The organism is Pseudonocardia sp. N23, assembly GCF_002583555.1.
Classification (GTDB): domain Bacteria; phylum Actinomycetota; class Actinomycetes; order Mycobacteriales; family Pseudonocardiaceae; genus Pseudonocardia.
Map to the genome: position 1 here is coordinate 35452 of NZ_BEGX01000051.1, position 6825 is coordinate 42276.

General features: G+C 70.2%; 8 protein-coding genes. 1 reads left to right on the forward strand and 7 read right to left on the reverse strand.

From position 1 onward, the window contains the following. Nucleotides 1–173: 173 nt before the first annotated feature. The 6 genes from TOK_RS13345 to TOK_RS13370 form a co-directional block, all read right to left on the reverse strand. Nucleotides 174–593, reverse strand: a complete 420-nt coding sequence (locus TOK_RS13345; protein WP_098958175.1) for a low molecular weight phosphatase family protein — start codon at nt 591–593, stop codon at nt 174–176. Further along, nucleotides 590–1006, reverse strand: a complete 417-nt coding sequence (locus TOK_RS13350; protein WP_098958187.1) for an arsenate reductase ArsC — start codon at nt 1004–1006, stop codon at nt 590–592. The genes TOK_RS13345 and TOK_RS13350 overlap by 4 nt, the downstream gene beginning before the upstream one ends. A gap of 23 nt (nt 1007–1029) precedes the next feature. Beyond that, complete coding sequence (arsB, locus tag TOK_RS13355; protein ID WP_098958176.1) at nt 1030–2130, reverse strand: ACR3 family arsenite efflux transporter; 1101 nt, start codon at nt 2128–2130, stop codon at nt 1030–1032. After that, entirely contained in the window at nt 2127–2498 is a 372-nt protein-coding gene (locus TOK_RS13360) for a helix-turn-helix transcriptional regulator (RefSeq protein WP_098958177.1), read from the reverse strand. Before TOK_RS13360 ends, arsB begins: the two co-directional genes overlap by 4 nt. Nucleotides 2499–2574: 76 nt before the next feature. After that, a complete protein-coding gene (locus tag TOK_RS13365; protein ID WP_098958178.1) occupies nt 2575–3837 on the reverse strand; it encodes an MFS transporter in 1263 nt (420 codons plus the stop codon). A 16-nt stretch (nt 3838–3853) separates the two neighbouring features. Further along, complete coding sequence (locus TOK_RS13370) at nt 3854–5191, reverse strand: FAD-dependent oxidoreductase (protein WP_098958179.1); 1338 nt, start codon at nt 5189–5191, stop codon at nt 3854–3856. A gap of 98 nt (nt 5192–5289) precedes the next feature. On the opposite strand from TOK_RS13370, the gene TOK_RS13375 reads away from it, so the two are divergent. Beyond that, entirely contained in the window at nt 5290–6207 is a 918-nt protein-coding gene (locus TOK_RS13375) for a metalloregulator ArsR/SmtB family transcription factor (RefSeq protein WP_098958180.1), read from the forward strand. Between the two features lie 383 nt (nt 6208–6590). Here TOK_RS13375 and TOK_RS13380 read toward each other — a convergent pair. Further along, nucleotides 6591–6825: NADH-ubiquinone oxidoreductase-F iron-sulfur binding region domain-containing protein (locus tag TOK_RS13380; protein WP_305775562.1), on the reverse strand; the 235-nt coding region annotated here is incomplete at its 5' end.

The window sequence follows — 6825 nt, forward strand, 5'->3', positions numbered from 1 at the left end:
AGCGCCCGGACCCAGGGCCGGCTGCTGCTTCAGCGCTGGCAAGCCGCTCCGGCAGCGTGGCCCCGACCGCCGTGACAAGACCCGATTGGCGCCGATCATCCGTTGCCCGGCCGCGCGGCCAGGAGTGCAGACGCAGGCGATCCCGTGCGACTGGTCGTGCACCCCCGGGCCGCTCAGTTCCGCGCGGTGAGTTCTGAATGCAGCGCCTCCACGCGGCGGGCGATGTCGTCGCGGACCAGGCGCATGCGCTCGATCCCTTCGATGCCGCGCTCGGACGGCTCGTCCGTGTCCCAGTTGCGCAGCTCGACGCCCTCGGGGACCTCGACTCGGGCATCGCGGCCGAGAGTGACGATCAGGTCGACGCGGCGGATGAGCCCGGGATCGATCGACTTGGGAGTCTCCCCCGTCATGTCCGCGCCGGCCTCGGCCAGCGTTTCCGCTGAGAGTGCGTTGATCTTCTCGCCGGGATCGGTTCCGGCAGAATGGACCTCGACCGCGTCACCTGCGGCCTGGCGCATCAGGCCGGCGGCCATCTGGGATTTGCCACCGTTGCGGACACACACGAACAGGACGGACGGCTTTCGCTGGGTCACGAGGTGCCCGTCTGTGCGGTGAGCTCAGCCAGCAGCTCGCGGACGCGGCGGTCGATGTCGTCCCGGATCGGGCGCACCTCGTCGACCGGCTTGCCGGCGGGGTCGGTGAGTTCCCAGTCGAGGTAGCGCTTACCCGGGAAGACCGGGCAGGCGTCGCCACAGCCCATCGTGATCACGACGTCGGAGGCTTGGACGGCGTCTGTGGTGAGCTTCTTGGGGACAGCGTGCGACAGGTCGATGCCGATCTCGGCCATGACCTCACGGACAGCGGGGTTGACCTCGTCGGCAGGTGTCGAGCCCGCGGAGCGGACGGTGACAGCGCCGTGAGCATGGTGCTGGAGCAGCGCTGCGGCCATCTGCGACCGTCCGGCGTTGTGGACGCAGACGAACAGGACCTCAGGAACATCGGGCATCGGGGCCTCCTCGACCAAGTGGGTCAGCGGTCCGCGCCGGCCCGCGTCGGCCACCAGCGGCGCCGCAGCGCGAGCGAGACGTACACCAGGGCGACGAGCACCGGGACCTCGATCAGCGGTCCGACGACCCCGGCGAGGGCCTGGCCGGACGTGACGCCGAACGTGGCGATCGCGACGGCGATGGCGAGCTCGAAGTTGTTGCCCGCGGCGGTGAAGGCGAGCGTCGCGGAGCGCTCGTAGTGCAGGCCGACGAGCTTGGCCAGGCCCAGGGAGCCGAACCACATCACGGCGAAGTAGACGAGCAGCGGCAGCGCGATCCGGGCGACGTCGAGCGGCCGCGAGGTGATCGCGTCGCCCTGCAGCGCGAAGAGGATGATGATCGTGAAGAGCAGCCCGTAGAGTGCGAACGGGCCGATCCTCGGAATGAACTTCTCCTCGTACCAGGCGCGGCCCTTGGCCTTCTCCCCGAACCTGCGGGTCAGGTAGCCGGCCACGAGCGGGATACCGAGGAAGATCAGCACCGAGCGGGCGATCTGCCAGGCGGAGACGTCGAGGTCGGCCTGTGGGAGGCCCAGCCATCCCGGGAGCACCGACAGGTAGAACCAGCCGAGCCCGGCGAACGCGATGACCTGGAACACGGAGTTGATCGCGACCAGGACGGCGGCGGCTTCGCGGTCGCCGCAGGCGAGGTCGTTCCAGATGATGACCATGGCGATGCACCGCGCGAGTCCGACGATGATCAGGCCGGTCCGGTACTCCGGAAGGTCGGGCAGCATGAGCCAGGCCAACGCGAACATCACCGCAGGGCCGATGATCCAGTTCAGGACCAGCGAGGTGATCAGCAGGCGGCGATCGCCGGTGACGGTGCCGAGACGGTCGTAGCGGACCTTGGCCAGCACGGGATACATCATGATCAGCAGGCCGAGGGCGATCGGCAGCGAGACACCGTCGACAGCGATGGCGTCGAGGGCCGAGCCGAGCCCCGGGATCAGACGACCGGCGCCGAGGCCGACGACCATCGCGGCGATGATCCAGACGGGCAGGAAGCGGTCGAGGGTGGACAGACGCTTCGCGACTGCAGGATCCGATGCGGGGTCGGAGGTGGTCTCGGGGGTGGCGCTCATTCGGGGTTGTCACTTTCGTCGGGCGTGCAGCAGCTGGCCAGCGGCGTCGAGGTGGGGATGAGGACGTCGGCGAGGTGCCGGATGACGTCGGGCACGACGCGGTAGTAGATCCAGGTGCCGCGACGCTCACCGGCGATCAGCCCGGCCGTGCGCAGCACCTTGAGGTGGTGGCTGATCGTCGGACCTGTCACCTCGAATGCCCCGGTCAGGTCGCACACACAGGCTTCGCCGCCCTCGTGCGCCGCGATCAGGGAGACGAGACGGAGCCGGACCGGGTCACCGAGCGCCTTGAACGCGGCCGCGAGCGTGGTCGCTTCGTCGGCGCTCAGCGGGACCGGGCCGCTCACCGGCGGCGCCTCCAATGGCATTGACTTCGACACCCATCTATCTTCATGGATATCGAAGCATGGCCACAACCCATGATCGAGTGACGGGGACAACTCATCAATCAGGTCGAACGTCCTGACCGACGTCAGCCGCAGCCGGCAGTCTCGACGCGGGAACCGATCCGACTGCCAGCACGGCTCCTGCGGCCGCGATGGCCGCGAGGAGCCAGAACACTGCCGTGTAGCCGCCGAACGCCACCGCGAGCGCCGCGCCCGCCCAGGGCGAGATCGCCGTGGCGATCATCGAGGGTGCGGACAGCAACCCGTTCAGCCGGCCGTAGTGGGCGGCACCCCAACGGTCGCTGATCGCGGTCGCCTGCAACAACGTGAAGATCCCCCGCGCCGCGCCGGCGAGCATCGCAACAGCGATCAGGAGGCCAGCCGGACCCGGCACCAGGGCGAGCAGGGCTGTCGCCAACGCCGACATCGCCAGGATTGTCACGCCTCGCGCCCTGACGCTGAGTGTCCGGTCGAGCCGTCCGTAGAACAGCCGTCCAAGTACTTGGCCGAGCCCGCCGAGGCCGAGTGCCCATGCCGCGGTGGACGTCGACAGGCCGCGCTCGATCAGTAGCGGCACCTGGTTGACCACAACGGCGAACGCGCTGAACGTGCCGAGCGCAATGGCAGCGACCAGCAGCAGGAAGGCGCCGCTGCGCGCCACCTCGCGCGGCGCCTCAGCAGCGGGGACGCCGTCCTTGTCGAGCTCCGCGTCGGCGGCATCGGGATCGGGCCAGCGGCCGCGAAGTCCGACCACGTGCCCGGGGATGGTGACCACGGCCAGGACCACAGCGAGCACGACGTAGGTGTGCCGCCAGCCCAGGTGTCCCGACAACGCGGCGGTGAGCGGCGCGAAGATCGTGCTGGCGAGCCCGGCCAACAGCGTCAGGATCGTCAGTGCGCGGACTCGGCGCGGGCCCCACCAGCGAGTCAGGGCGGCGAAGGCCGGCGGGTAGAGAGTGCCTGCCATCGCGAACCCGGCCAGCACCCACGCGGCGAAGAAGAGCGGGAGCGTCGGTGCCCAGGCGATCCCGAGGGCGGCGGGTAGCGCCAGCAGCGAGCCGACCGTCATCACCGGCCGGGGGCCGATCCGGTCGAGCAGCCGCCCCGACCAGATACCGGCCAGCGCGGACACCACCAGCCCGGCGGAGAACGCCGCGGTGATCGTCGAGATCGGCCAGCCGGTGTCCGTCGAGATCGACGGGGCCAGGACCGGGAAGGCGTAGTAGAGCACGCCCCAGCTGACGATCTCGGTCACGCAGAGCACGGCGAGCACCCGCCGCAGTCCGCCGGTGGTCAGCGGCTCGGCGCTCGTCTGCTGCACGCTCGCTCCTCCCGGATCAGTCCTGTGGGTGTCCGATGGACAGGCTGACAGGCTGGGCCGGCGCTCCGCAGCATTGGCCTTCCGCCGCGGCGTCCGGGTCGTCGAACACCCCGGCGCCGCCGCAGACCCCGGTGTCCGGGAGGACCAGCTCGACGCGCTCGGCCGCGGCCTGGTCGCCATCGATCGCCGCCACGACCGACCGGACTTGTTCGTAGCCGGTCATGGCCAGGAAGGTCGGCGCCCGCCCGTAGCTCTTCATCCCGACCAGGAAGACCCCCGGCTCGGGCTGCGCCAGCTCCCGTGCCCCGTGGGGGTAGACAGTTCCGCACGAGTGGACGTTCGGGTCGATCAGCGGGGCCAGCGCCCGCGGCGCCTGCAGCACCGGGTCGAGATCCAGCCGCAGCTCCGAGAGCCATGACAGGTCCGGGCGGAACCCGGTCACCACGATGACCTCGGCGACCGGGTCGAGCCGGCGGCCGTCATCGCCGACCAGGACCAGGCCTCCTTCGACCGTCTCTACGCTCGCGGTGCGGAACCCGGCCACCGTGCTGATGTGGCCGGCCGCCACCGCCTGCGCGGCCCGACTGCCCAGTGCACCCCGCGCCGGGAGCTCATCGGCCTCCCCACCCCCGAACGTGTCGCCTACCTGCCCGCGGCGCAGCAGCCAGTCCACGTGCGTGCCCGGCTCCTCCGCGGCCAGCTCCGCGAACGCGACCAGCGCGGTCAGCGCAGAGTGCCCGCTTCCCGCCACGGCGATCCGACGACCCGCGTAGCGGGCTCGTACGGCCGGGTCGGCCAGGTCGGGCACCTGGTAGACGATCCGGTCCGTCGCCCGCGCCTCCCCGACTGCCGCCAGACCGTCGGCACCCAGCGGGTTCGGGCCAGTCCACGTACCGGAGGCATCGATGAGGACCCGTGCCGCGACCCGCTGCTCGGCGCCGTCGACTCCGAGCACGTGCACAGTCAGCGGCTCGCTCTCGCGACCGGCGTCCACGACCCGGTCACGACCCCGGCGCGCGACCCCGACCACTCGGGCGCCGAACCGCACCCGCTCCCCCAACACCCGCGCCAGCGGCTCGAGGTAGCTCTCGGCCCACTCGTGGCCGGTCGGGTACTGCTCCGGGTCCGGCGCCGTCCACCCCGAGCGTGCCAGCAACTTCTCCGCCGCCGGGTCGACCAGCTCGGCCCACCGGGAGAACAGCCGGACGTGATGCCACTGCCCCACGCTCGTCCCCGCACCCGGACCGGCCTCCAGCACCAGCACCGGCAGATCCCGCTCGACAAGCCTCGCAGCAGCGGCCAGCCCGACCGGCCCCGCGCCGACCACCACGACCGGCAACTCTGTCTCGCCCACGACGTCCCACCTTCATCGACGTTCATCGATATTCCGCCACGGACTGTATCGACGTCGATCGATTGACGCAACCATCGATGGACGTCGATAATGGCGGTATGAGCGTCAAGACCGGACGAGCCGAACTGTCGATCACCGACGTCTCGACGACCACACCGGGCCAGCTCGGACCGGGCGACGCCAGGGTCTACGCCGAGTGGTTCGCCTGCCTGGCCGATGCCACCCGCGTCCGGCTCCTGCATGCTGTGGCCGCCGGCGGGCGCGAGATCACCGTCGGCGACCTCGCCAGCCTGCTGGGCATCAGCCAGTCGACCTGCTCGCACCACGTCCGCAAGCTGGCCGACGTCGGGTTCGTGACCGTGCGCCGCGACGGCAACGCCACCCTCGTCGCCGTCGATCCTTCGTGCTGCACCGGCCTGCCCCACGCCGCCGACATCGTCATGGGACTGCTCGCGCCCCGTCCGTGCTGCCCCGAAGACCTCCCGACCGACGTCACCGTCCGCGCCATGACCGACACGGACTGGGTCGACGTCCGCCGCATCTACGGCGAGGGCATCGCCACCGCCGACGCCACGTTCGAGACCGAGGTCCCGGACCGCCGCCACCTCGACCGCGCCTGGCTGCCCGACCACCGCTGGGTCGCCGAGATCGACGGCGACGTTGTCGGCTGGACGGCGCTGAGCCCGGTGTCCGCGCGCCCCGTCTACGCCGGCGTCGCCGAGTCCTCGATCTACGTCGGCGACGGACAACGCGGCCGCGGTATCGGGAAGGCGCTCATCCACCGCCAGGTCTGCGGCGCTGACGACGCCGGCCTCTGGACCCTGCAGACGGCAATCTTCCCCGAGAACCGCGCGTCCCTCGCCCTGCACCACTCCGCCGGCTACCGCACCGTCGGCGTGCGCGAACGAATCGGCGAGCGCGACGGACGCTGGCGCGACACGGTGTTCCTCGAACGCCGTGCTGCTGGTTCGAGCCCTTACGCCGGAACAGGTGTCCCAGCATCACACGCTCCGTAATGAGATGCAGCAGTCCGGCGCCGGCGAGAACACGAACGCCTCCGCGGAAATCGTCAGCTCGAGGACTTCCGCCCGTTCGATGAGGCGGAAGGCAATGCTCGGTCATTGCCTCGACGGTGCTCGGTCGATGGTGACGCGGCGTCGCGGGTGAGTCTTGGTCTCCTTCTCTCGACGCGAGCCCGTCATTGCCATTGACACTGCCACCAGCTCCACAATGGATTCGATATCGAGGGTGGACCCACTTGGATGGGCAAGCCCATGGGGGCGCTGCGCGCGAACGCTGCGGTGCCCCCTGACACCGCCACTGGCTCGACCAACGGGCGCCTACGTGCTCAAACGCCCCACCGGCTGCCACCTGGTGCATAGCCGACTTCTCGACTACATCATGCAGTCATGCCGACGAGTTGCTCTGGACGCGGGACCGCGGGCTGTTCGGCGATCAGGTCCAGGAACTCCTGGCGGAAGTACTTGATGCCACTGGTGATCGGGCTCGTCGCGCCGTCACCGAGCGGACAGAAGGAACGGCCCAGGATGTTGTCGCAGATGTCGAGCATCGTCTCGACATCCTCACTGGTGCCCTGCCCGTGCACCATCCGTTCGAGGATCTGGACGAGCCAG

What these genes read in the sequence shown, in the direction of transcription:
- TOK_RS13350 (WP_098958187.1), bottom strand. Translation starts at nt 1,006, where the DNA reads ATGCCCGATGTTCCTGAGGTCCTGTTCGTCTGCGTCCACAACGCCGGA.
- arsB (WP_098958176.1), bottom strand. Translation starts at nt 2,130, where the DNA reads ATGAGCGCCACCCCCGAGACCACCTCCGACCCCGCATCGGATCCTGCA.
- TOK_RS13360 (WP_098958177.1), bottom strand. Translation starts at nt 2,498, where the DNA reads ATGCCATTGGAGGCGCCGCCGGTGAGCGGCCCGGTCCCGCTGAGCGCC.
- TOK_RS13375 (WP_098958180.1), top strand. Translation starts at nt 5,290, where the DNA reads ATGAGCGTCAAGACCGGACGAGCCGAACTGTCGATCACCGACGTCTCG.